The organism is Sphingobacterium sp. UBA6320 (genome assembly GCF_002440335.1).
In the GTDB taxonomy this organism is placed as follows: Bacteria; Bacteroidota; Bacteroidia; order Sphingobacteriales; family Sphingobacteriaceae; genus Sphingobacterium.
This window is the reverse complement of the sequence record NZ_DJTA01000007.1, coordinates 53,049-79,288: the sequence shown is the minus strand read 5'-3', so window position 1 is coordinate 79,288 and position 26,240 is coordinate 53,049. Positions and strand designations below refer to the sequence as shown.

The following is a 26,240-nucleotide window of genomic DNA, read 5'->3' as shown; positions in this document are numbered from 1 at the left end:
TAATTATGAGCAAAGAAATAACTGTAGCTGTTATTGAAGATGATGAAAATCTACGCTTTTTAGTTCGTCACAGATTAGAAACGGAAGGATACAATGTTGTTCAAACGGGGGATGGAAATGAGGCTGAAAAGTTGATTTTAGAAAAAAGACCAGATGTTGTATTATTAGATTGGATGTTACCAGGCAAAGAAGGTAATGAAATTTGTGAAAGTATTCGAAAAGCAGGATTTGAAAACATAGTCATCATGATGACCGCCAAATCTCAGGATATTGATAAAATTGAAGCTTATAGCTTTGGGGTCACCGATTATATCAGTAAACCTTTCAATATGGATGTATTGATCGCTATGATAGAAAATAAAGTTCGTTTCTTTCTGCCCAAAAATACACCTGAAGTGTACCATTTTGGTAAAACCGAGCATCAACCCAATATCCACTCATTAATAAGAGATGGTAGAAAGATTGAATTGACAATTTTAGAAAATAGAATTTTATTGCATTTTTTACAAAATGTAGGCAAAGAAATAACACGTGAAGAATTAATGGAAGTGGTGTGGGGATATAGTTCTAATGTCAATACCCGTACATTGGATATGCACGTCGTACGACTAAGGAAAAAGATTGAGAAAAATCCAGACAAACCTCATTACTTGCAGACTGTTAGAGGGTTAGGTTATCGGTTTGTCGATGATGAAGAGAATTGATCTGAATTAATAAGTTAGAATTTGTTTTGTTAAAAACAATTCTTACCTTCGTATTACATCAAACGAGACCATGTTATCTGACAAGGATAACATGGTCTTGTTTCATTTTGAAAAAATAAGATAAAAATAAATAATAATAATTATGGCAGAAGTAACTTATTACACCGCAGAGGGATTACAAAAACTCAAGGACGAGTTGCACTATCTTAAAACTGAAGGAAGAAGCCTGATCTCAAATGCTATAGCAGAAGCTCGAGACAAAGGCGATTTATCTGAGAATGCAGAATATGATGCAGCAAAAGAAGCGCAGGGTTTACATGAAGCGAAAATCGCGAACTTGGAAAACACATTAGCCGGAGCTCGATTGATTGATGAGTCAAAATTAGATACATCAAAAGTGTTAGCACTTTCTATTGTAAAGATTAAAAACAAGAAAAATGGCGCTGAAATGACTTACCAGTTGGTATCTGAAACTGAAGCAGATATGAAGTTAGGTAAGATCTCTGTTAAATCTCCGATTGCCAAAGGTTTACTGGGTAAATCTAAAGGTGACGTAGCCGTTATAGATGTTCCAGCAGGTCAAATCGAATTTGAAATTATCGATATTTCAAGATAAAATATGACGGTTATGTGCGGTTTTGCCATAACCGCATATTATTAAAACGTTATCTCACAATTTAAAGGTTGCATTACAAGCAGCCTTTTTTTATATTTGGTTTATAAACAATTGGTATATGTCTACAATTTTTTCAAAAATAGTGTCGGGAGAAATTTCTGCTTATAAAGTAGCGGAGAGTAATGATTTTTTAGCATTTTTAGATGTGAGCCCTTTGACAAAAGGTCATGTTTTGGTTATTCCAAAACGTGAAACTGACTACATCTTTGATATTAATGATGAAGAATACATGGCTCTATGGGTTTTTTCAAAAATTGTGGCTCAAGGTATTGAACGTGTCTTTCCATGTAAAAAGATTGGTATAGCCGTTATTGGATTAGAAGTAGCACATGCACATATACATTTAGTCCCTCTCAATCATGTCGCAGATCTAAATTTTTCTCAACCTAGATTGTCGCTTACTCATGAAGAATTTACCGAAATTGCAGAGGCAATAAAAGAATCAATTATCAATGTTACAACTGATAATTAAGCGAAAAGATCCTTTTCTTAAGTAGTATTTTAAATATTAATATAAAAAAAGACTATAATATATTATATCTTTGCAATCTTATATAGAATATATATGTCTATATAAAAAGTCATCGATTGTAATTATATTAGGATGATTTTTTTCACAGAATAAGTGAAAACGTAAAAAAGAAATTATGCAAGATCTTTTGTTGTCTTTTCAACAATTATTGAACCCAGAGGAATTATTGAGCTCTGGCGGTTTTTATTTGGTTCTACTCATTGTATTTGCTGAAACGGGATTATTTTTTGGTTTCTTTTTACCGGGAGATTATTTGTTATTTTTAGCGGGACTTTTTTGTGCATTAAATAAAATTCAGGTTGATATCGTCACGCTTTGTGCAGGCTTAATTGGAGCCGGTGTGCTCGGAAATTTTGCGGGATATTGGTTTGGCTATCGAGCTGGTCCTATGCTTTTTAAACGAAAGGATAGTCTGATCTTTAAACGTAAGTACGTTATAATGGCTGAAGAATTTTACCATAAATATGGTGGGACAGCTCTTATTATTGGTCGATTTGTACCAATAGTACGTACATTTGCCCCAATTTTTGCAGGGGTAGTCAAATTAGATTTTAAGAAATTTGTGATTTTTAATATATCTGGAGCATTGCTTTGGGTATTATTACTAACCTTATCGGGTTATTTCTTAGGAATAGAATTCCCTTGGATTATTAATTATGTAGAATATATTATTGTAGGATTAATTGCAGTTGCCTTTTTACCAATAGGCATTGCCTTGATCAAACGTAAGATGAAAGCAAATAAAAACAAACAAAATATACAGTAAACAAATGAGTACACAAAATCCTTGGCATAAAGTATCTCCTGGTACGAATGTGCCAAATTCGGTAAATGCAATTATTGAAATTTCAAACGGTTCAAAAGGAAAATACGAATTGGATAAAGAAACAGGTCTTTTATTATTGGACCGTGTTTTAAGTTCTTCAGTAGTTTATCCTGCCAATTATGGTTTTATCCCACAAACTTATTGTGATGATAAAGATCCATTAGACATCTTAGTAATCTGTTCTGTTGATATTCTGCCTTTGACATTGGTTGAAGCACAAATTATCGGTGTGATGAACATGGTTGATGGTGGCGAACAAGATGATAAAATCATTGCTGTTGCCAAAAATGATCCAGTGTATAACTATATTACAGATATCGAACAGCTTTCTCCACATAGTATGAAAGAAATTGTTCAATTTTTCGAAAGTTATAAAGCATTAGAAAAGAAAAATGTTGTTGTGGAAGGTGTCCAAGGACGCGAAGTCGCACAACAAATTCTATTGGATAGTATAGAATTGTACAATAAAGAATTCGGTAATAAATAACCCCCATAATGGCCCTCGATATTTTTTGGACAATATTTTTAGTAATTGCAAATGGTTTTTTTGTCGCCGCAGAATTTGCCATAGTTAAAGTAAGAGCTTCCCAGATTGAGCTCCAAGCAAAATCAGGGAGCAATGTTGCTAAAATTGCAAAAAATATTACGGAACATTTGGATAAATACCTAGCTGCAACACAGTTAGGTATTACTTTGGCATCTCTAGGATTAGGATGGAAAGGTGAGGCCGTGATGACCGAAATTGTGTCCAATGTGTTTTCATTTTTTCAGGTAGACACCACTCAAAGTTGGGCTAAATGGACTGGGTTTGCGCTAGCATTTGGAACCATCACATTTTTACATGTCGTATTGGGCGAGTTAGCACCTAAATCAATTGCCATTCAAAAGCCTGTAGCTACGACCATGAAAGTAGCGATCCCTTTACGTATATTTTATTGGTTATTAATGCCTTTAATATATGTTTTCAATGGATTTGCTAATTTTCTGTTAAAACTAATCGGTGTTCAGCCTCATCCAAGTGAATCTTCTCACTCTTCTGAAGAATTACAGTATTTATTGGATAAAGGTAAAGAAAGTGGTGCATTAGATACTTCTGAGCACGAATTAATTAAAAATGTTTTCGATTTTAATGAACGGATCGTGAAGAATATCATGGTTCCGAGGACGAAAATTGTTGCTGTGGAGGAAGACTGTGTTGCCTTAGACTTTATCACAACAGTAACTGAACAAGGATATTCTCGTATACCTATCTACGCAGACAGTATTGATCAGATTGTAGGTATCGTACATACCAAAGATATTTTACCTATCGTCATGAAAGGGAAAGAAGTCGTATTGAAAGAGATCATGCGAAAACCTTACTTTATCCCTGAAACAAAAAAAATAAACGATTTGATGGCTGAATTTCAATTGAAACGAATTCAGTTGGCCATTGTATTGGATGAGTTTGGTGGTACTGCAGGTATGGTCACTTTAGAAGATATCGTAGAGGAATTAGTCGGTGAGATTCAAGATGAATACGATGAAGAAACCCCAGTAGTAGAGCGTATATCCGAAACCGAGTATATGGTTGATGCTGGAGCAAGTATTCATGATGTAAATGAATTTTTACCTTTAGAATTACCAGAGAGCCAAGATTATGATACTGTATCTGGCTTGGTCAGTGATATGTTTGATAAAATTCCTGAAGTAGGAGAGTATAAAGAAGTATTCGGTTATACCTTTACGATCATTCGTAAAACACAGCAGAATATAGAATTTGTTAAATTAGAATTGGTCGAGTCTATGGATGATGACCAAGATAATTAGAGATTATGCAGCTTTTTTTTACAGAAGAGATTAGACCAGATTTTAAAAACTTTATTTTAAGCGAAGAAGAAAGTAAGCATGCCATTCGCGTACTTCGACTTCAAGCTGGAGATATGGTTCACTTAATTGACGGAAGAGGAGGATTGTATGAAGCTGAAATTTTAGACCCTCATCCCAAAAGAACTGTTCTGACCATATTGAAAGTACAGGAAAACTATCACGAGTCTTCTTATCACTTGCATATTGCAGTGGCGCCAACAAAAAATATTGATCGTTTTGAATGGTTTTTAGAAAAAGCTACAGAAATTGGTATCCAAGAGATCACGCCTATCATTTGTGAGCATTCAGAACGAAAAGAAGTTAAATTGGATCGATTAAATAAGGTGATCATAGCGGCGATGAAACAATCACTGAAAGCTTATATTCCTAAATTAAATCCTGCAATTACGTTCTCGCAGTTTTGTAAGAAACAAGAATCCAATCTTGCTACAAAAGTAATAGCTCATTGTGTTGATGGTGAAAAACAATTTTTAAATCAAGTCTTGCAGCCCAAAGAACAATATATCTTACTGATTGGTCCAGAAGGTGATTTTTCTACCACAGAAATAGATCAAGCACTGACCTTAGGTTATCAACCAATTTCATTAGGACATGCTCGGTTGAGAACTGAGACCGCTGCTATGACCTCTTGCGTTGAAGTTTCTTTGCTGAACAGATAGATCATGTAATTACATGTATCAAATAAAATAAGCCGCTATTAGCGGCTTATTTTATTTGATCAGGACTGCATCTACAATCATAATTTCCGAATTTCCTTTAAGTGGATCTTTATTAAAAACCATTCTGCCTTTTAGTTTGATTGGTTCTTCAGTAAATTTTATGGCATCGCCCTTTAAGAATACTTCGACCATGGGTGGAATACCGTTTGATCCACAAAACATACATTGTGCTACAGGTAATACCGAAATCATAAAGTTTTTATGCGTTCTGCCACTGGTTAATGGAACCATATATCCGGGCATTTCAACCGTTTTATTTTCTAAAGCCTTTAATTCTGTAGGGTAGAAAGGGGTGTAGATTTTCTTACTTCCATTATAAGACACCTTATAAGCCATTTTATCAATCGCTTCCCAGGTCTTATTCATCATTGGGGTATGGTCAGGCGTATTGGGATCACGACCTATTTGTGCATTTACCGTCAAACAAAAGGAGAAAAGTAAACTTAAGAATACTAATGTTTTTTTCATTTAGAATAATATTTATGAATGTGAACTGTAATTTTCAAATATGAAAAACCATGTTACATTCAGTGTGATGTTAAAAAGCGATTAGGCGATCATGAGCAAAATCTTTATCGCAATTATGGATTACTTCTGCCCATGAAGATTTCAATGTCTATTAATTACCCGATAAAATATGTGATATTGTTGTTTTATAAGCTTTGATTGCTGGAATTAAAGCAGAAATAATACCAATGATACAAGCTAGTAAAACGAAAATCAGTTCAACAGGATTGAGTTTAAATGCATGGATAAAATCAGCACTCTGGCTCGTTTGTAGGCTGATATAGTAAAGCGCGATATGTGCAAATATCAATCCTAGAAATCCACCGATTATAGTAATCACCATTCCCTCAAAAATCACCAATGTGAAAAGCTTAAGTTTGGAAGCACCTAAGGTACGCATGATCGCTAAATCATATTTCCGCTGCTTTAATGCATTGTACAGACTTATAAATACACTTAACCCCGCAATAGCCATGATGATATAGGCCAAGATCTGCAATGAATCAATACCAACACCCAATAATGAAAATAAACGAGCACTCTCAATCGCAGGTGAAGCAGCTTGCATTTGTGTATTTTGAGCAATAAATTTAGGCAATACAGCTATCGCTGCCGGAGATTGGTATTGAACCAATAATGCTGTAATTTCAAGACCAGAAGAATGTATCATATCGGCACCGATAGATTTGACTACCCTATCCGAATCAGCAGATTGATCATCTTCATGTGCATGATCATGCTCTTCGTCTGTCGCCTCACCGTGGTGATGTAGATATGCATCCCGAGTTTCTGCAAGATCCTCTTTCGCTTGCAATTCTTCCGTAGTCAACTCTTCATGATGTTCATCATGTGCTATGCCATGCACATCCCACACACTACTCAAACTGGTCAAGATGAGATTATCTGTAATATTATTATTGTGGGCCAATATTCCTACCACTGTAAAAGGATGATCGTCATGACTATGGCCACCTTTACTGAGCCCATGTGAGCTATGAATATGATCACCAATTTTAAGCTTTTGTTTATGTGCAACATCAGTTCCTATAACTACCTCGTAATTTTTTTGAAATAACTTTCCCTGTTGAACTTTGGTTTCATACAAGGTTAGGAAACTAGAATCTGTACCCACGATGCGATGGCCTCTATAATTGTCGCCCAATGATACCGGTACAGCTAATTTTATTAATGGATTATTTTGCAATTTTTCAGCTTCCGCCAATGGGATATTTCCTGTAGGGTTGTCAATGTGATAAACACTAGATAATATCAGTTGTAATGGGCTTCCCTTTGCACCAATTACGAGATCAATATTTTTACTATTATTTTCAAGTTGTTTTTCAAAACTTTCACTTGTTATAGAAAGTACACAAAGTATGGCCACACCGAAGGCAGTGAGTAAAATACTGAGGATAGTCGATCCAGTCTGTTTGCTGATATTTTTCCAAACTATTTGAAGAGTATTCATGCTAGTTATTGTTAGGATTTATGGTGTTTAAATCGTAGGTGTTCGAAAAACTATTTTTGATTCTTTTATCATGAGTAGCAATCAGTAGCGTTGCACCTTGCTGATCGGCGATTTCCATGAGTAAAGCTAAAACCCGATCCGTATTTTGATCATCAAGAGAAGCGGTGGGTTCATCAGCAATCAAAAGTAAAGGTTTATTAATGACAGCACGAGCAATAGCTGCACGCTGCAATTGTCCTCTACTCAATTCATTTGGATAGGCATGAGCCTTTTCAGATAATTGAAGTTTGTGCAATACACTTACAATTTCACTTTTATTCACCTTTTTCTTAGCAAGCGATTGTGCAAGCTGTATATTTTCAAGAATAGTCAAATTTTTCAAAAGATGCGCTTCTTGAAAGATAAAACCGATATGTTGCGATCTAAATTGATCGAGTTCCGATGTGCCAAATTGATAGATATCATTCTGATTGATCCATACCTTTCCTTCAGTTGGTTTCGATAGTCCGCCCAAGAGATTGAGCAATGTTGTTTTACCAGTTCCTGAGTTTCCCAGAAGAAGGGTATGCTGCCCTTTTTGAATTTCAACAGATGGAAACTTTATCCGAGTACCTCCTTTATATTGGAAGGAAAGTTCTTGTGTTGCTATCATTGGATTTTTGTGCATAGTATCATCATTCTTTCAAAAGCTAAATTTAACTTAATTCCTGCACATAATTCGAATTGTTATGAGATTATTACATCACATATGTATTAATTATTAAGTCCGTTCGCACTTAACATTTTCCTTGTTAATCAATTGTTAACACAGTAAAACATGTATAGTAGGTGAAAACGATGCTGTTAACAATTTTTTAATCTGTCACTAATGTAATAGTAATGTTAAGGTAATGTACACGTAATATCATGGTAATAGATTTGCAGAAACAAAAAAACAAATAAATTGAAACCACAATTAACACTTAAGAAATTTGTTGCCACACTGATTTTATTGGTAATAGCGACAGCTGTTTTTGCACAAGGTAGTGGAAAGTTAATAGGATCTATTACGAACAGTAAAAATGGAGAGACAATCACTGGAGTAACTGTCCGCATTATGGGGACAGCAAGAGCTGCTAGTTCGGATGTTTCAGGTAAGTATAATATTCCTGGATTGTCAGTGGGTAAGTATACAGTAGAGTATGCTTTCATCGGTTATGCTACAAAGCAAATTACAGATGTAGAAATTAAAGCAGATGAAATTACAAATTTAGATGTTGTATTGGATAATTCTGAAGGTCAATTGCTAGATCAAGTTGTGGTGACAGGATCTTATAAAAAAGAATCCATTGGCGCTTTATATGCACAGCAGAAAAATAGTGCACTCATATCCGATGGGATTTCAAGTGAACAAATCAGAAGATCACCGGATAAAAATACATCGGAAGCTATTCGTAGGGTGAGTGGGGCGACTATCCAAGACAATAAATTTGTAGTAGTCCGCGGTTTAAGTGACCGTTACAATGTCTCAATGATGGATGGCACTGTATTGCCAAGTACGGAAGCCAATCGTCGTGCATTTTCATTTGATATCATCCCTTCAAATTTAATTGATAAAATCACGATTTCTAAAACTGCAACTCCAGATTTACCAGCAGATTTTGCCGGTGGAGCAGTACAGATCACAACAAAAGATATTCCAGATCAAAACTTTGTTTCCTTTGGTTTAGGGTATGGATATAATACAGCTTCTACATTCAAAGATTTCTTACAAACAAAGAAGAACCTACAAAACTATTTAGGTTTTGATGATGGATCAAGTAATCTGGCTACGAATATGTATTCTAGAGAACAATATAAGGATGGACTATCAAGTAAAGAAAATAGATTAGCATTAAAATCATTACCGAATGATCTTACTGTGAAAAATAAAACGGCATTACCTTCACAAAACTATCAGTTTTCTTTAGGTAAAGTAAAACAATTTGAAAACAGCAATCGCTTTGGTGCATTATTTTCTGTGACCTACAGAAATTCGCAAAATATCTTGCCCAATGTTAAGCGTCAATGGCATCAATATGATTATACAGACGATCAATATAAGTTCTCGACCAATTTAGGTGCTTTAGCCAACTTTGGATATACTTATGGAAAAAGTAAGATCACATGGAAAAATCTTTACAATAGAAATTATGACAACACCTACACGGATAGAAGAGGTACCGACCTTGGATCTTCCTATGATGTCAAATTCTCCGCATATGATATCATGCAAAAATCTTTGTTAAAATCAACACTTGATGGGGAGCATGTTTTAAGTGATCGGAATGACAAAATAAAATGGACTGCATCTTGGAGCAATATCTTAAATGATCAGCCCAACCAAGTTAAACTTAATTATGTAAGACCGATGGAATCGGCCAATGATCCATCAGTACCATACGCAGCTAATATTAGTTCAATCGGGAAGCAAAATGCGAGATTATTTGCCAAGCTAAATGAAAATATTTATTCTGGGGAAGCCAGCTATAATTTGCCAATGACATTTCTTTCTACACCTTCCACTTTAAAAGTTGGTGCAGGAACCAATTATAGAAAAAGAAATTTTGATGCACGCTTTATTGGGTTAGAATTGAATGGCGACGTTTTAAATGATGTGGATTTGATCAATACGGTAACACAATTGCCTGCTGACCAAATATTTTCTAAGGAAAACATTGATAAAAATTATTTTAAATTCAAAGAGATCATGATGAATGGTGACAAGTATACCGGTAGCTCACTGACTACTTTCGGCTACGCAATGCTTGATCAAAAATTCAATGATAAATTTAGAGTAGTTTACGGTCTTAGAGTCGAAAATTATAACGTAAAAATTGATGCCCTTGACGTCGATGCCATGAAGATGGTTAGTGATGTCGATGATACGAAATTAGACTTTTTACCATCTGTTAATTTTACATACGGATTGACACCTAAGTCAAATTTCAGAGCATCTTATTACCGTACGCTAGCGAGACCAGAGTTAAGAGAGTTAGCATCATTTAAGTTTTATGATTTCGAACAATTAGGAATGATTACTGGTAATCCTAATTTAAAGCGAGCATCCATCAATAATGCAGATTTACGTTATGAAATCTATCCTTCTGCAGGTGAGATATTATCGATATCTGCTTTTTACAAACAATTTACTAATGCTATCGAGCCAAGACGTTATGACGTTACCTCTACACCTGATATCAGCTTTGGAAATACACCAAAAGCAAATATTTATGGAGCAGAATTAGAGGTACGTAAACGATTAGATTTTGTAAACGAGCAATCATTCTTTAAAAATACGACGGCTTACTTAAACTTGACATATGTTCATTCAGAAATTACAAATGCCGATGATCAGCTTTACTTAGAAAAAACAAGACCAATGGTTGGTCAGTCTCCGTACGTGATCAACGCCGGTTTACAGCATACGGCTATCGACAATAAATTGAATCTGAATATCCTATATAACCGCATTGGAAAACGTATCATCCAGCCTGGAGGCCAAACTTTTGCAAGTGCATGGGAAGCGCCGCGTAATGTGTTAGATTTTCAAGTCGGATACAAAGTGATGAAAAATAAAGGCGAGGTGAAGCTGAATGCCAGCGATATTTTAAACAACCCGATCGATGTATACTTTGATAATAAAGTGAGAAATATTGATAACGAAACTTGGTTTAAATATAAGCCCGGTGCAAATGTTTCATTATCATTTAATTACACCTTCTAAAAGATAATATAAACTTAATATTACTTTAAATATAAAGACATAACAAAACTATTTTTTTGTAACAAGATTTTTAAAAACTTAAAAAATGAAAAAAAGATTTTTATTCTTATCACTAGCAGCCTTATTATTTGCTGGCGCATGTAAAGAAACCAAGATTACAGATGACGGTGACAATACCGAAACACCGACAAATCCAACGGATAAAGATGTGGTAGTGGTTACTGGGGAGATTACGGCAAACACAACTTGGTCTGCTAATAAGATCTATTTATTAAAAGGATTCGTATTTGTATCTAATGGTGCTACATTGACGATTGAACCCGGAACAATTATTAAAGGAGATAAAGCTACAAAAGCAACTCTGACGATTACAAGAGGTTCAAAAATAAATGCTACAGGAACAGTTGATAAGCCAATTGTATTTACATCAGCTTTACCTGCAGGTGCTAGAACTCGCGGTGATTGGGGTGGTGTTATTCTTTTGGGTAAAGCTCCAGTAAACCAAGGAAACGATGTTATGATCGAAGGTGGTTTAGAAGGACCTAAAGATAAAGATGCTAAAAATTACATCTACTACGGCGGTACCGATGCAGCAGATAACTCTGGCGTATTGAAATATGTACGTATTGAATATGCAGGTATTGAGTATTCAGCAGATAATGAAATTAATGGATTGACATTAGCTGGGGTTGGAAATGGTACTACACTGGATTATATTCAGATCTATCGCTCAGGTGATGATGCTTTTGAGTGGTTTGGTGGTACGGTAAATGCGAAACACTTATTGGCTGTAGCGACTTGGGATGACGATTTTGATACCGATTTTGGATATGCTGGTAATGTTCAATTTGCGTTGGCACAAAGAGCATCTACGATGGCAGATCAATCTGGTTCAAATGGATTTGAGTCAGACAATAATTCAACAGGTACCGATCAAACACCTAAAACTTCAGCCGTATTTTCAAATGTGACGATCTTAGGTCCAATCAAAAAAGCTGGCGAATCGGCTATTGGAAACTATCAGCATGGAGCACAAATTCGCCGTAATTCATCAATTAGTATTTTGAATTCAGTAATTTCTGGATTTCCATTTGCTGGATTATATATTGACGATACAAAAGTTGTAACTGCAAATACCACTTCTAATAACTTTTTAACAGGTTCCGCAGTTTTTGCAAATAACTTGGTGTATGGATCAAAAGATATCGATCTAAAAGTAAGCTCGACGACTAATTCTGCTGCAGTTAATACTTTGTTACGTGCGGGTAATGTATTTGATAATACCAAATTTGCATCATCTTTATTCGTTGCACCGTATAATTATGGTAAAGATATTTCAAGTACTCCTGCAGATCCAGATTTCACCTTATCATCCGGTTCAGCAGCTGCTACAGGAGCGTTATTTACGAATGCCAAAGTAAGTGGTTCATTCTTTGAGAAAGTAGCTTACAAAGGCGCTTTTGGAACTACGGACTGGACGAAAGGATGGGCTCACTATGATCCTCAAAACTTACCTTACACAACTCCAGGTCAAGTCAAATAGATCTTCAATACAAAAAAAATCCTGCCTTGCGCAGGATTTTTTTTTGTAATTTACTTATTTACAGTCGCCTACTTTGGCTCGTAATGGTATACGACCTGATACGATTCATTTTTTAATTTATCAGACATTTGCCCTATTTCCAAATTCTGACTCTGAGGAGTGGGTTCGCATAGCGAATAGTATTTACCATTATACAAGATGGCATCACCAATTGGTTTATCAAATTGAACCGCCATGGTGATATGAGTAGGAAACAACAGAGTGATCATGGGGAGATTATAGATTTCCTTAACTAAATAAAAAAATAGTGCAGCTCGATCATCGCAATCGCTATATGCATGGTTTAGCGTTTCCTCCGGGGATAATCTTTTCTCTTTACCAAAATTAGCATCATCATTTTCATAAAGGAATGCGTAACGTGTGAATCGCATTAAATAATCGACCCCTTTAATCGTATCCATTTTCTTAATATTTTCTTTTAGTACAGGAATTAAAGTCTGATACGTTTCGCGACTGAGTGGAATATTAAAATAAGTCTCGAAGTTGACCCCAGGATAATTGGCGAATATCTTATTGACATCTTTATTAATCTTCACTTTGAAATGGTACAATCGTTCATTGTATTGGAAATTTATTTTTTTATCCACATAGTTATGCGGATTAAAATCTGGCATTTGTGTCACCTTATAGCTAAAGTCATTGACCGCTTCATTTATTTTCAAATCAACAGGTTTATAAACACCATTACGTTGAAATAGTTTTCCATAATCGTGATAGTTCAAACAAGTATACTGATTGCCGTCAATGGAAAAAAATGGAATATCAGCGATATCTTCATTGTTTTTTATATAAAATATAATTTGGTTGTTACCGACAGCTAGACGGGCATCATAACCCGATTTGCACATCAAGTACCATTTGTATAGGGTATAGCGACTATAATTATCCTGTTTTGGACTTATTTCTTGCGCCGTTTGACGAATCAGTTGATAATATATCCAGTCGTTTAGATTGTATTTTTTCTTATACGCTAACAAGGAGTTGATAATCGAGGAATCTTTACTTTGTTCAATTTTTTTATAAAAATCAAACACATGATGTTCGTCAACTTCAGAAGGGAAATCAACTAAGAATGTCGAATCTAATGAAAAGAAAAACGGAGCATTGTAGAAATTAACTTGATGCTCTTGGGCATACGACTGTGACTTCTGTATCAATATAAACAGTAGCGAAAGTAAGCCTGCGACCAAATATGAATATAGAGATTTCAAGTCCTTAACAATTTATTAATAATGAAGTTACATAAAAATAATATTAAAAACTTCAAAGAATTGATTTAGTTACTTCACTATGACTTATTTCCTAAAACTGGATTTTGTTACAATTATATTTGTAGCTATATATTTACTTTAATTTAATGATCCATTATTTAATTAAATCAATATTTTTCACGTTTTTTGAATATATTATAATTTAAAGAAATGGAAATAAAATCTTCTACAAAATTTGTTGCTGAGCTGATTGGAACTTTCGGTTTGGTGCTATTTGGTTGTGGAGCTGCTGCTGTTGCAGGCGCTACAACATTAGGCGGATTGTCTGGCTTAGGACTATTGGGAATTGCTCTTGCATTTGGTCTCTCCGTCGTTGTTTTTGCTTATGCAATTGGAGGTATAAGTGGATGCCATATTAATCCTGCTGTAACAATAGGTGTTTTAGTCGCCGGAAAAATTTCAGTTAAAGACGCGGTCATTTACATTGTTGCACAATTAATTGGTGCACTATTGGGCGCATTAGTCCTGCAACAAATTCTTCACGGACAGATTTCCGGATTTAATTCTGGAGAATGGGCGTATGGTTCCAATGGTTGGGGAAAAGGATATCAAAATGAGTATGGTGTTACAGCCGCATTTTTAACGGAAGCTGTCTTAACGTTTATCTTTTTATTTGTAATCTTAGCGACTACCTCCAGAGTAGGAAATTCCACGATGGCTGGATTAGCTATAGGTCTTACCTTAGTATTGATCCATTTAGTAGCCATTCCAATTACTGGTACATCTGTAAATCCAGCACGTAGTTTTGGACCAGCTATATTAGCTGGAGGACAAGCGCTTTCGCAACTTTGGCTATTTATTGTAGCACCTGTAGCTGGCGCTATATTAGCTGCGATTGTATGGCTTGTTCTTAAACCTAAAGGAACTTAGTAGGTGATTTAGATAGAGAAAAGGAGCTTTCAAATTTTTGATAAGCTCCTTTTTGAAATCATGCCAACTTTAATTTTGTATATCATAACTTCTGAAAAGATGCGTTTCATAAGTTTTTCTTACCTTTTTCATCAGCCCCATATTTAAATTGTTTAATTTTCAGGGAGTAAGTATATTTTAGTCGATCGCTTTTTTATAGTGTCGCTTTTTATATTGTGATGGAGAGACAAAATTTGTATCTTCGTACAATGGAAAATTTTATTGTTTCTGCTCGTAAATATCGCCCAGTCACCTTCGATTCGGTTGTCGGCCAGCAACACATCACTGGTACACTCAAAAATGCTATTCATAACAATCAGTTGGCTCAAGCATTTTTATTTTGTGGACCGAGAGGTGTTGGCAAAACAACCTGTGCGCGTATTTTAGCAAAAACAATTAATTGTGAAAATATCTCCGACAAAAGTGAAGCCTGTGGCAAGTGTGATAGCTGTATCTCTTTTCAAAACGGCAATTCATTTAGTATTCATGAGCTAGATGCAGCATCTAACAATTCTGTAGATGACATTCGCAATCTCATTGATCAAGTTCGTATTCCACCACAAGTAGGAAAATTTAAGATTTATATTATAGATGAGGTTCACATGCTATCGCAGCAAGCCTTCAATGCCTTTCTTAAGACTTTGGAAGAACCGCCTACTTATGCTATTTTTATTTTAGCAACCACCGAAAAGCATAAAATATTACCAACGATTCTATCGCGTTGTCAGATTTTCGACTTTAATCGCATTCGTATCGAAGATATGGCCAACCATTTGGCTCATATTGCTCATCATGAAGATATTCAGTTTGATCAAGACGGACTCCATATCATCGCTCAAAAAGCAGATGGTGGGTTGCGTGATGCACTATCGATGTTTGATCAAATTGTGAGCTTTTCTAATAAGAACGTAACCTATCAGGCAGTCATTGATAATCTAAATATTTTAGATTACGATTATTTTTTCAAGCTGACTGATGCTATTTTAATCGAAAATCCAGCACAAGTATTACTCATATTAAATGATATTTTAAATAATGGATTTGACGGAAGCCATTTCATTTCAGGTTTAGCATCACATTTCAGAAATCTGTTAGTGGCAAAAGAACCTGCTACTTTAAAGTTACTAGAAGTGAGCGAAAGCATACGAATGAAGTATCTTGACCAAGCTCAAAAATCGTCGACAGGTTTATTATTATCAGCATTGAATATTGCTAATCAATGTGAGATCAATTATAGAACAAGTAAGAATCAACGTCTTCAAGTTGAATTAGCACTTCTCAAAATATGTCACTTATCAAGTGCTATTAAATTAAGCCAGCTCGGAAGTATTCAGCTTCCAGATGTTAGCGAAGGGCTAAAAAAAAAACGCCCTGATTTAACACAATCAACAGGTACACCTGCTCCTGAGGTAAAGCCTTCATTATCAGTAAAACAAGATAAACTATCATCTTATCCAACTGTAGCAGCACCGATAGCTACGGTAAAAGAGCAAACAGTAGAACCTGAAATCTCCAATCTACCACCTAAAGTAAAAAAAGGAGGATGGGGGGCTGCCAAAAGCTCTATGCCATCACTACCCGATCTAAATTCTATTTTTGAATCTAAAATAGAGGAGCAAGGGGACAATGAACCCAGTTTAGTAAAAGGTACCGAACAAGAAGAGATCACTCATGAGCAGTTTATTCAAGCTTGGAAAGCTTTAGCTAATCAAATTAAAAAAGAAAATAAAATCAATCTCTACACCTTGATGACTGCAGTTCCACCAAAGTTGGTTGCAAATAAAATAGAAGTTGAGGTCGAGAATATGGTGCAGATGGATGTGCTCAACACGGCAAAAATAGATGTATTAAATTATCTCCGTCCAGTATTACGTAATTTTTCTCTAGATCTCCATGGTGTTATTATGGAACATGATGTGGTTCGTAAACCTTACACCTCGCAAGAGAAATATCAGGCAATGGTTCAAAAAAATCCACTTTTAGAAACACTAAGAAAAGAATTAAATTTGGGTTTAAGTTAAGACTTAGACCAACTATTATTTCACTAACCCATATTTCTTTTTGTATCTTTGCCTTTCAAATTGGTTAGCTAATTGCTAGCAACCAATTCTTATTTAGAATATTAAGCATGCAAAATTTTCAAAGACACGATAGATCAGCAGATCGTGAAGCCAATCAGATGGTTTTCGGTATTCGTGCCGTTATAGAAGCGATAGATAGTGGTAAAGAAATTGAATCATTATTTATTCAAAGAGGTTTAGCCGGAAGTTTAGTTTTAGAATTGAAAGCCCTATTGAAGGAGCACGACCTGGGATTTCAACAAGTTCCGATTGAGAAATTAAACCGTATCACACGCAAAAACCATCAAGGTGTCATTGCTGTTATTTCGCCTATTACCTATCAAAAAATTGAAGACATTGTTCCTGAGATTTATGAAAAAGGCGAGGTTCCCTTATTTTTAATGTTGGATGGTGTTACAGATGTGCGCAACTTTGGCGCTATTGCACGTACAGCCGAATGTTCGGGCGTTCATGCTATCATTGTACCCAAGAAGGGTTCTGCGGAAGTTAACCCTGATGCGATAAAGACTTCAGCAGGCGCTTTATATAAAATTCCAGTATGTCGTCATGAAGGTTTGGCTAAGATTGGTAAATTTTTGATTGAATCGGGGATACAGTTGGTAGTAAGTACGGAGAAGACAAAAGATAGTATTTATGATGTAGATTATACCGTACCTACATGTATCATCATGGGAGCTGAGGATACAGGAGTATCAGACGATTTAATTCGTATTGCTGATCATTTAGCAAAGATACCCATGTTTGGAGAAATAGGTTCATTAAACGTATCTGTTTCAGCTGGAGTAGTCCTTTACGAAGCTATTCGTCAGCGTGTCAAGTAACAATCGCACTTTTCGTTTAATATAAGCGGAGTATAATGTCAAATAAATAAGAGCGGCTATCTTTTGGATAGCCGCTCTTATTATTTATAGCTTGAATCGATTAGTATTTGTTACTAGATTCTTTTCTTTTTCCAGAAAAGTCTCTAAAACCACCACCGTTTCCTTCTCTGCGATCTCCACCACGGTATCCACCTTCACGTCTTTCACCGCCACCACTTCTGCGATCTCCACCACGGTATCCACCTTCACGTCTTTCACCGCCGCCAAAGCTTCTGCGCTCACCACTTCCACCACGGCTTCTGTTTCCACCACCACGGTTTTCAGTTTTTCCATCTCCAGAAACTTCGATGCGAACATTACGTCCGTTGAAATCAACTTCTTTGAATCCTTCAAATACTTTAGCAACTTCAGCATCTTCAACTTCAAAGAATGTGAAAACTCCTTTTAGATCAATTTTACCAATTGATTTACCAGAGATTTTAGCGTTGTTACAGATAAATCCTAACATGTCTCCACGGCTGAATTCATCTACAGAACCTAAGTTCATAAACAAACGAGTAAATCCTTTTGAACTACCACGCTCGCCTCTTTCACCACGTTCACCTCTTTCGCCACGTTCGCGGCCGTTGCTGCTGATATCACGTGCTTCGATATTTAAATCGTGTGCACCTTTGTAATAATCTAAGAATCTATTGAACTCTAATGAAGCAAATCTTTTTACGATATCTTCTTTCGATAACGACTCAAAACCTTCCATAATAGCTGGTAAGAATTGATTGATTTGATCCTCATTAACTTCTACATTCTGAACTTTATTGATGATTGTCAATAATTGCTTTTCAACAACATCAGCTCCTTGAGGAACTTGTTTACGTTCAAATTGCTTTCCGATAACTTTTTCAAGTTGACGGATTTTGCTTTGTTCTTTAATGTTGATTAAAGAGATTGAAATACCAGTTTTACCAGCACGAGCTGTACGGCCCGAACGGTGAGTATAGTTTTCAATTTCATCAGGTAAAGAGAAGTTAATTACGTGAGTTACGTCGTTTACATCAATACCACGCGCCGCTACATCGGTAGCGATTAGTAGTTGTAAACTACGGTCACGGTAACGTTTCATCACTTTATCACGTTGTTGTTGAGATAAATCTCCGTGTAGTGAATCCGCATTGTAACCATCTTTAATTAAAGATTCTGCAATTTCTTGAGTTTCAATTTTTGTACGACAAAATACGATACCAAAAATATCAGGGTTTGAATCAACAATACGTTTGAAAGCAGCATATTTATCTTTAGCTCTAATCAAATAATATTGATGCTCAATGTTTGCATTACCTGTGTTTTTTGTTCCTACAGTCATCTCTACAGGATCAGTCATATAGTTTTTAGCAATACGACGAACCTCTGAAGGCATGGTAGCTGAGAATAACCATGTTTTTTTAGTGTCAGGAGTCTCTGACAAAATGTTGTTGATGTCTTCTTTGAAGCCCATATTAAGCATCTCATCCGCTTCATCTAACACAACATATTTTACTTGAGAGAAATCAATAGCATTACGGCCAATGATATCTAACATACGACCAGGGGTCGCTACTACAATTTGCACTCCACGTCTGATCTGACGTAGTTGGTCACTAATATTTGCACCTCCATAAACCGCAACAACATGGACGTTGTCTAGGTTTTTAGCATATCTTTCTATATCTTTCGAGATTTGCAAACAAAGCTCACGTGTCGGGCATAATACCAACGCTTGAGGATGTTTCTGAGAAAAGTCTAATTGCTGTAATAATGGAAGACCAAATGCTGCTGTCTTACCTGTGCCGGTTTGGGCTAATCCGACAAAATCGTCGTTACCAGTCAATAAAACAGGAATGGCTTTTTCCTGAATTTCAGAAGGTTTTTCAAAACCTAATTCTGAGATGGCATTAACAATTTCCTCACGGATTCCCAGTTCTAAAAATGGGTTCATGAATTAATTTATACAATAGGCTCTATTGCCTAAGGCGATGCAAATATAGGGAAATAATATTTACCAAACTAATTTTTCACTTAAGTATTTGATATATTGTGTTTTTTGGATGACAAAATGTTCCGTTCATCGTTTTAAATACCTGTAAGGAAGGTTCTGTTCTTTTAATTTTTATCGATCTTAAAATACTTTAGTCAAATAATTTTAGTTATACTCAAAAATTAATCATGTAAAAAGGGCCACTCTTTTGGAGTAGCCCTTCTTTATGATAGTAATATCTACTAATATATTGTAAACTCAACACGACGGTTTTGTTGACGACCTTCTGCAGTTTTATTAGATGCAATAGGTTGGTTTGGACCATAACCAGTAGCTTCAATACGAGAAGGATTAGCACCTTTAGATACTAAGTAAGCTTTCACTGCCTCAGCACGCTCTTTAGATAATCTCAAGTTTAATTCTAATGAACCTGTGTTATCGGTGTGACCCGCTAATTTCAAACTGAAATCTTTTTCTACTAATAATGCAGCAACTTTATTTAATGAGTTGTAAGAGTTAGCACGAATCACGGATTTACCAGTTTCGAATTCTAAGTTTTTGATAGCCTCATCAACAGTTCTTCTATCCGTTTCAGTGATCACTTTCTCTACGATTTTAGTTTCATTTTTAACAAGGATTGGACAACCAGCACCATCTACTTGAACACCTGAAGGTGTATTTGGACATTTGTCAAATTTGTTAGCAACACCATCACCGTCATCATCTTGTAAATCAGCATTTAATGATTCTACTTTTGATTGTAATGCTTTATTTGCAGCATCCAATGCATCACGTTGTGCTTTTAACTCATCATATTTAGCTGTATAATCATGTACCAATGTAGCTACCGGGTTTGAATTATTCAAAGCAGGTTTTGAACCATCACCTAAAGCAATTTCTAAACCAGCATGTGCATATGAGAATAAGTCATTTTTGTAAGTTGGTTGTGGAGATGCAGCAGGATTAGATCCATCGAATTTCTGGTTTGCCCAGTTTAACTGATAACCTAAGTCTAAGTTAATACCTTTTGCGATTGCAAATTTAAAACCGAAATCAGCTGGAACGAACAACTTTGATTGCGAATCAGATGTTGTACTTGTCGATCCCATCGTTACTGTTGCTTCAGAGTTCAAAACTCCTAAACCTAATGAAGCGTAGGGTTTGATGAAACTATTGAAAAATCTCCAATTGGAATTCGCCATAGTCCATTCTCCAGATAATGCAGCTGACCAAGGTGTTTTAGTTTCGAAAGACTGTGAACCATCTTTATATGCTCCACCAACTTTTCCACCTAAGTACGATGCTTTGAATCCGAAAGAAGGGGAAATTTGTTTCTTAATGTATGCCGAATAACCTAAATTATGATCCAAATCATTATAATCTTTACGGTTAAAACCGAAAATATTAGTTTGATTTAAAACCCCTGCACCTATACCAATCGACCAAGTTCTATATTCAGTCGATGATCCTAGTGGAGTAGTTCCTTCGATAGAACCAACTTTTGCATTTTGTGCAAATGAAGCAGATGTTAACAGTCCCGCTGCTACTAATAAACCAGTTTTCTTAAGGTTAATCTTCATATTATCTAATTTTAATTTTTAATCTTCTATGGTGCATAAGGCAATAATGTTGCCAATGTGGGCCCATCTAATAAAACCTGTTGTAGATTTACCCATTTTTGTAGTTAATTGACCACTTATTCATTTGCTTTGCCATAAAAAATGTAACATCATGTATACTATAATTTACATTTCTACGTTAACATGTAGTTTATTTAGGAATTTCCACCTTGGAACTGGTCTTGCCAAAGAAATTCGGAATCATAATTTCCATAGCCATTTCTTTAATAATGTTTTCAGAAAATAAGTTTTGAAAAAATGTCTTGCGGCTTTTTGTAATTAAGATAATGTCGATGTTTTCATCACGAATCATGGTCTGTATTCCATTTGCGATTCTTTCTGCCAAATTGACAAAATAGCTTCTATTTTTTATGGTATATGAAATATCATCGATACCTGTCTCTCTAATGATGGTATCGATCCATTCGTCAAACTTTTTGTCCAATACTTTTAATTCAGCTTCAGCCTTGTTAATGTGTATCAATAGAAGATGAAATTTATTCCCAAATACAGGTATCGCCTGTTTTAGAACTTCCAATTCACCAGGTTTGAAATTTGTCAACAGTGCAATGGTATCTTTTTTATATGTTGTTGCGTAAGCAGGGATCGCCAAAACAGGGATTTGTGCATCTTTAATTGCATCATAGGTATTGCTGCCGATCAGAACCGACTCAATTCCTGATGCCCCTTTTGTTCCCATTACCACTACTTTATAACTGTTCTTCGCTGTTTCTTTTGCAATTACTTCCGAGAGAATCCCCTCATCAAAAAGCTGGCTTATTGTCAACGTTGGATATTTGTCCTTAACTTGGTTGACCAATTCACTCAGTTTTTGTTCTGCATCTTTTATGGTAGGATCAATAATTTTCTCACCACGTACGACAAAATTTGCGTATTTGTTTACATGTTTCGTATACACGTGTAAGAAAACCAGCTCATCATGATTTTCAAGCGCAATTTCCCTTGCATATCTTGCAGCAATAATCGAGTTTTCAGAAAAATCGATTGGCACTAATATTTTACCCATAGTAATTTAAGCTTTAGAAAAAAATGTAGGAATAATAGGATGATGAATAATTTGTTTTGCAACAGACTTTTTAAATAATCGTTCAAAAAATGATTTACGTGTCTTCGTTATCAATACCAGATCAATTTGTTCATCTTTAATAATCTCATTGATCACTTCAGGAATCGTATCCAATTCCTCCACATCGGTCTGTATAGAATCTACTTCTATGTCCACATCTGTGATTTCAGTATGTTTCTTGATTTGATATTTCCAGATTTCTAATTTATCCTCGATATCAGCCTCAGAATCTGGGTGATAGTGTACATGTATGATTTGTACTTTCACATTGGATCCAAATATTTTGATAAATTCATTTAAAGTATCTAGCTCAGCATATTTAAAATTAGAAAGTAGACCAATCTTATGGATATCTTTTGTTTGATAATGAACCGGAATGGCAATCACAGGAATATTACTTTTTTGGCTGACAGCGTAGGTTGTACTACCGACAATGACACTGGTATCGTCGGTTTTCCCTTTTGTTCCCATGATAATAGCTGAATAGTCCGCATTTTTTGTTTCCTTAAATAAGGACTCTGTGATAATACCACGCTCGCATTTCGAAGTAAAAGTGACTGTGGGATTGTTGGCTTTCAACTTATCGATCAAATCAGACATTAATATATCTGCTTTGAAATTTTCGTCAGTACTTTCCTTGCTTTCATCCTCAAAACTACTGGATGAGACCGTATAGTTATGATATAAATGAATCTCAAATCCCCTTTTTTTTGCCAGATCAATTGCAAATTGAATAGCAGTATGGGCATTGTCTGAAAAATCAATTGGAACTAAAATTTTATTGCTCATGTTGTTGATCGTTAAGTGTTATGTTGTGTGCTATCGTTGGTTAAAAAAACATGACTACATCACCGTAGTTGTTTAACATAATTGGTATAAGTTAGTTTTGTTTTCTTACCTAATGTAAAGGTATTTGTTATAATGATTTAAATATGTGATTAATTTAATGAAATAAAGTGATTTTAGACATACTATTTGACAAAGTAACTAACTCCATTTTAATTTCTTAAATCTTATTCTAAAATGAAGTATTTCTAAAAATAGTCAAAATATATTTCAATTCTTGACATTCTTAATACATTATTGTAGACTAAAATACATCTGTCTAATTGCATTACGAGGCAAATTTAAGTAAGTTTGCATCATCATAATTAGACAATTAGATTTTCAATGACAAGTAGAGAAATTCGTCAGGCTTTTTTGGATTTTTTCAAAAGTAAAGGACACCAAATCGTACCATCAGCACCAGTTGTGGTGAAAAATGATCCCACATTGATGTTTACAAACGCGGGAATGAATCAATTTAAAGATTTATTTTTAGGCGAGGCCGCCATTAAATTTCCGCGTGTTGCCGATACACAACGTTGTTTACGTGTATCCGGTAAACATAATGATTTGGAAGAGGTAGGTATTGACACCTATCACCATACCTTATTTGAAATGTTAGGAAATTGGAGTTTCGGCGATTATTTCAAAAAAGAAGCAATCCAATGGGCATGGGAATTATTTACTGATGTATATAAATTAGATAAAGACCGTCTTTACGTCACGATTTTCGAAGGTGATGATTCAGAAGGATTAGCAAAAGATACGGAAGCCTATGATTTTTGGAAAGCTTTGATTGCAGAAGATCGTATTCTATTAGGAAATAAAAAAGACAATTTTTGGGAAATGGGGGAGACAGGTCCTTGTGGCCCTTGTTCTGAAATCCATTACGATATGCGCACAGCGCAAGAGCGACAAGAAGTATCGGGCCAATCACTTGTCAATGCCGATCATCCACAAGTAATCGAAGTATGGAACTTAGTGTTTATGCAATTTAACCGTTTAAAAGATGGCTCATTGCAACCTCTACCAGCCAAACACGTCGATACAGGAATGGGATTTGAACGTCTTGTAAGATCTATTCAAGGAAAAACATCCAATTACGATACCGATGTTTTTCAACCAACTATTCAGTTTATCTCTCAGAAAGCAGGTATTGCTTACGGTGCAGATGAGAAAACAGATATCGCTATGCGTGTGGTTGCAGATCATATTCGTGCGATTAGTTTTGCTATCGCCGATGGTCAGTTACCATCTAATAATAAGGCAGGGTATGTGATCCGTCGTATTTTGCGTCGCGCGGTACGCTATGCTTATACTTTTCTGAATTTCAAAGCCCCATTTATCAACGAATTGGTACCCTTATTGGCAGCCCAATTTGATGGTGTTTTCAATGAATTGAAAGCACAAGAAAGCTTTGTTCAAAAAGTGATTTTGGAAGAAGAAGTATCCTTCTTGAGAACTTTAGTGACCGGAGTACAACGTTTCGAAAATTATGCGGAAGCAAATACAACTATTGCAGGAGACTTTGCTTTTGAGCTCTACGATACTTATGGATTTCCAATTGACTTGACCGAATTGTTAGCAAGAGAGAAAAATCTGTCCGTGGATATGGTTGGTTTTAATGAAGCATTACAGATTCAAAAAGAGCGTTCCCGTGCGGCAACAGCAATTGATACCGGAGACTGGATTTTAGTCAATGAAGACGAAGGATTTGAATTTGTCGGTTACGATACCTTAACGGCAAAAACAGAAATTGTCAAATACCGTAAAGTTTCAGCAAAAGGCAAAGACCAATTTCAGTTGGTACTATCGGTAACACCTTTTTATGCTGAAGGTGGTGGTCAGATAGGAGATACCGGAGTTCTAGTATCTGACGTTTCTGGAGAAAAAATATATATCACCGACACCAAAAAAGAAAACGGTTTATTCGTACATTTTATCGATACATTACCGCAGAGTTTTGAAGGTCTTTTTATTGCTCAAGTAGATCAAGCAAAACGAGTTGATACCGAAAATAATCACTCCGCGACACATCTACTCCATGCCGCTTTAAAGCAAGTATTAGGTGACCATGTGAATCAAAAAGGCTCATTAGTCAATGCAGATGTTTTGCGTTTTGATATTTCCCATTTTTCAAAAGTAACAGACCAAGAGATCAAACAAGTAGAAGACATAGTTAACACTAAGATCCGTGAAAATATTGTACTGAAGGAAGAACGCAACATACCCTATCAGCAAGCATTAGATTCTGGCGTTACGGCTTTATTTGGTGAGAAATATGGTGACTACGTTCGTGTCATTACTTTCGATGATACATTCTCAAAAGAGCTCTGTGGTGGTACACACGTTAAGGCAACTGGACAGATCGGTTTCTTTAAAATCACATCAGAGTCCGCTGTCGCTGCCGGTGTACGTCGTATCGAAGCCATTACAGGAACAAAATCTGCAGCTGTTATCCGCGAACATTTTGAGTTAGTAGATCAGATCAAGGGATTGCTCAATAATCCAAAAGATTTTGTTGCAGCTATGGGCAAATTGGTAGAGGAAAATGGCGCCTTGAAGAAGGAAATAGAAAAAACGATTATTGAAAAATCTTTGGCGTTAAAATCAGACCTAGAAAGCAAATTGCAGCAAGTAGGCGATGTTAATTTCTTAGCTACAGTTGTTGATCTGCCAAATGCAGAAGCCGTTAAAACATTGGCGTATGCCTTGAAAGGTGCCGTTGATAATTTATTTTTAGTCATAGGAGCAGATTTTGATGGCAAACCAAGTTTGACTGTTGTGATTTCAGATGAGTTAGCAAAATCAAGAGGCTTGAATGCTGGTCATATCATCCGCGATTTAGCAAAAGATATCCAAGGTGGTGGAGGTGGACAACCATTCTTTGCGACAGCTGGAGGAAAAGATAGTGCTGGATTAGCAACTGCGATTGATAGAGCTATAGAATTTATAAAATAAAAAGAT

General features: G+C 35.6%; 21 protein-coding genes. 13 read left to right on the top strand and 8 right to left on the bottom strand.

Annotated features, from left to right (window positions below):
* The first annotated feature begins 5 nt into the window (after window positions 1-5).
* The 7 genes from B3P23_RS03215 to B3P23_RS03185 all read left to right on the top strand — a co-directional run bounded on the left by B3P23_RS03215 (window position 6) and on the right by B3P23_RS03185 (window position 5,266).
* Window positions 6-704 carry a response regulator transcription factor gene (locus B3P23_RS03215; protein ID WP_045753663.1) on the top strand — a complete coding sequence of 233 codons (699 nt, stop codon included), beginning with the start codon at window positions 6-8 and terminating at the stop codon, window positions 702-704.
* Between the two features lie 142 nt (window positions 705-846).
* Window positions 847-1,320, top strand: a complete 474-nt coding sequence (greA, locus tag B3P23_RS03210; protein WP_045753662.1) for a transcription elongation factor GreA — start codon at window positions 847-849, stop codon at window positions 1,318-1,320.
* Between the two features lie 118 nt (window positions 1,321-1,438).
* Window positions 1,439-1,852, top strand: a complete 414-nt coding sequence (locus B3P23_RS03205; RefSeq protein WP_045753661.1) for an HIT family protein — start codon at window positions 1,439-1,441, stop codon at window positions 1,850-1,852.
* Between the two features lie 175 nt (window positions 1,853-2,027).
* Window positions 2,028-2,678, top strand: a complete 651-nt coding sequence (locus tag B3P23_RS03200) for a DedA family protein (RefSeq protein ID WP_045753660.1) — start codon at window positions 2,028-2,030, stop codon at window positions 2,676-2,678.
* Window positions 2,679-2,682: 4 nt separating this feature from the next.
* Window positions 2,683-3,225: an inorganic diphosphatase gene (locus B3P23_RS03195; RefSeq protein ID WP_021188159.1), complete on the top strand. Its 543-nt coding sequence runs from the start codon at window positions 2,683-2,685 to the stop codon at window positions 3,223-3,225.
* Window positions 3,226-3,233: 8 nt separating this feature from the next.
* On the top strand, window positions 3,234-4,547 hold the full coding sequence (locus tag B3P23_RS03190) for a hemolysin family protein (RefSeq protein ID WP_045753659.1): 1,314 nt from the start codon (window positions 3,234-3,236) through the stop codon (window positions 4,545-4,547).
* Window positions 4,548-4,552: 5 nt separating this feature from the next.
* Complete coding sequence (locus B3P23_RS03185; RefSeq protein ID WP_045753658.1) at window positions 4,553-5,266, top strand: 16S rRNA (uracil(1498)-N(3))-methyltransferase; 714 nt, start codon at window positions 4,553-4,555, stop codon at window positions 5,264-5,266.
* 51 nt (window positions 5,267-5,317) lie between these two features.
* On the opposite strand, the gene B3P23_RS03180 is transcribed toward B3P23_RS03185, so the two are convergent.
* The 3 genes from B3P23_RS03180 to B3P23_RS03170 all read right to left on the bottom strand — a co-directional run bounded on the left by B3P23_RS03180 (window position 5,318) and on the right by B3P23_RS03170 (window position 7,968).
* Window positions 5,318-5,794, bottom strand: a complete 477-nt coding sequence (locus B3P23_RS03180) for a hypothetical protein (protein ID WP_045753657.1) — start codon at window positions 5,792-5,794, stop codon at window positions 5,318-5,320.
* A 151-nt stretch (window positions 5,795-5,945) separates the two neighbouring features.
* Window positions 5,946-7,301: an ABC transporter permease gene (locus B3P23_RS03175; protein ID WP_045753656.1), complete on the bottom strand. Its 1,356-nt coding sequence runs from the start codon at window positions 7,299-7,301 to the stop codon at window positions 5,946-5,948.
* A gap of 1 nt (window position 7,302) precedes the next feature.
* On the bottom strand, window positions 7,303-7,968 hold the full coding sequence (locus tag B3P23_RS03170; protein WP_293924461.1) for an ABC transporter ATP-binding protein: 666 nt from the start codon (window positions 7,966-7,968) through the stop codon (window positions 7,303-7,305).
* 276 nt (window positions 7,969-8,244) lie between these two features.
* Here B3P23_RS03170 and B3P23_RS03165 point away from each other — a divergent pair, with 276 nt between their 5' ends.
* Both B3P23_RS03165 and B3P23_RS03160 read left to right on the top strand, forming a co-directional pair.
* Window positions 8,245-11,046 (top strand): TonB-dependent receptor, encoded by a 2,802-nt coding sequence (locus B3P23_RS03165; protein ID WP_153195394.1) that lies wholly within the window; start codon window positions 8,245-8,247, stop codon window positions 11,044-11,046.
* Window positions 11,047-11,131: 85 nt separating this feature from the next.
* The gene (locus tag B3P23_RS03160) at window positions 11,132-12,589 is read left to right on the top strand and encodes a hypothetical protein (protein WP_045753655.1); all 1,458 of its coding nucleotides are present in this window, start codon (window positions 11,132-11,134) and stop codon (window positions 12,587-12,589) included.
* A gap of 68 nt (window positions 12,590-12,657) precedes the next feature.
* Here the strand turns inward: B3P23_RS03160 and B3P23_RS03155 are convergent, their stop codons facing one another.
* Window positions 12,658-13,860, bottom strand: a complete 1,203-nt coding sequence (locus B3P23_RS03155) for a hypothetical protein (protein ID WP_293924458.1) — start codon at window positions 13,858-13,860, stop codon at window positions 12,658-12,660.
* A gap of 210 nt (window positions 13,861-14,070) precedes the next feature.
* Between B3P23_RS03155 and B3P23_RS03150 the strand changes: the two genes are divergently transcribed.
* The 3 genes from B3P23_RS03150 (at window position 14,071) to rlmB (ending at window position 17,731) form a co-directional block, all read left to right on the top strand.
* Window positions 14,071-14,790 (top strand): MIP family channel protein, encoded by a 720-nt coding sequence (locus tag B3P23_RS03150; protein WP_293924456.1) that lies wholly within the window; start codon window positions 14,071-14,073, stop codon window positions 14,788-14,790.
* A 248-nt stretch (window positions 14,791-15,038) separates the two neighbouring features.
* Entirely contained in the window at window positions 15,039-16,850 is a 1,812-nt protein-coding gene (locus B3P23_RS03145) for a DNA polymerase III subunit gamma/tau (protein ID WP_293924454.1), read from the top strand.
* A gap of 107 nt (window positions 16,851-16,957) precedes the next feature.
* Window positions 16,958-17,731 (top strand): 23S rRNA (guanosine(2251)-2'-O)-methyltransferase RlmB, encoded by a 774-nt coding sequence (gene rlmB / locus B3P23_RS03140; protein WP_045756020.1) that lies wholly within the window; start codon window positions 16,958-16,960, stop codon window positions 17,729-17,731.
* Window positions 17,732-17,831: 100 nt separating this feature from the next.
* Here rlmB and B3P23_RS03135 read toward each other — a convergent pair whose 3' ends face one another.
* From B3P23_RS03135 to B3P23_RS03120, 4 genes are all read right to left on the bottom strand, one after another.
* The gene (locus B3P23_RS03135; RefSeq protein WP_094773001.1) at window positions 17,832-19,703 is read right to left on the bottom strand and encodes a DEAD/DEAH box helicase; all 1,872 of its coding nucleotides are present in this window, start codon (window positions 19,701-19,703) and stop codon (window positions 17,832-17,834) included.
* A 281-nt stretch (window positions 19,704-19,984) separates the two neighbouring features.
* A complete protein-coding gene (locus B3P23_RS03130) occupies window positions 19,985-21,322 on the bottom strand; it encodes an OmpA family protein (RefSeq protein ID WP_045754300.1) in 1,338 nt (445 codons plus the stop codon).
* Between the two features lie 190 nt (window positions 21,323-21,512).
* Entirely contained in the window at window positions 21,513-22,388 is an 876-nt protein-coding gene (locus B3P23_RS03125; RefSeq protein WP_293924449.1) for a universal stress protein, read from the bottom strand.
* 6 nt (window positions 22,389-22,394) lie between these two features.
* Window positions 22,395-23,237 (bottom strand): universal stress protein, encoded by an 843-nt coding sequence (locus tag B3P23_RS03120; protein ID WP_045754302.1) that lies wholly within the window; start codon window positions 23,235-23,237, stop codon window positions 22,395-22,397.
* Window positions 23,238-23,618: 381 nt separating this feature from the next.
* Here B3P23_RS03120 and alaS point away from each other — a divergent pair, with 381 nt between their 5' ends.
* On the top strand, window positions 23,619-26,234 hold the full coding sequence (gene alaS / locus B3P23_RS03115) for an alanine--tRNA ligase (protein WP_293924447.1): 2,616 nt from the start codon (window positions 23,619-23,621) through the stop codon (window positions 26,232-26,234).
* Window positions 26,235-26,240 lie beyond the last annotated feature (6 nt).